We start from the raw sequence: 237 nt of genomic DNA, 5'->3' as shown, positions 1-237 counted from the left end.
GAGCTGATGGTCAGGACCCCGGCGATTTCCTCGACCGCGGACATCTCCGCGTAGGTCCGCTCGCGCACCGGTGCTTCCGGCGGGATAATTGCGTGCTGGATTTCAATAGCTTCGGCGGCGTCCCGGGCCTTCACCGCGGCGATCTGGGCTTCGAGCTGCTTCGTTACCGCCATCCGCTCGAGCCGGATCTCATAGCGACGCTGCAGCACATCCACAACAGCTCCGCCACAAGCAGCG

The 237-nt window shown here is 64.6% G+C and carries 1 pseudogene; it reads right to left on the bottom strand.

What is annotated here, in order from left to right:
* A pseudogene (locus FNL14_RS23135) lies at window positions 1–215 on the bottom strand (HNH endonuclease); the annotation flags it as partial.
* Between the last annotated feature and the right edge of the window lie 22 nt (window positions 216–237).

Source organism: Pseudarthrobacter sp. B4EP4b (genome assembly GCF_006680095.1).
Lineage (GTDB): Bacteria > Actinomycetota > Actinomycetes > Actinomycetales > Micrococcaceae > Arthrobacter.
This window is presented reverse-complemented; position numbering and strand designations above follow the sequence as displayed.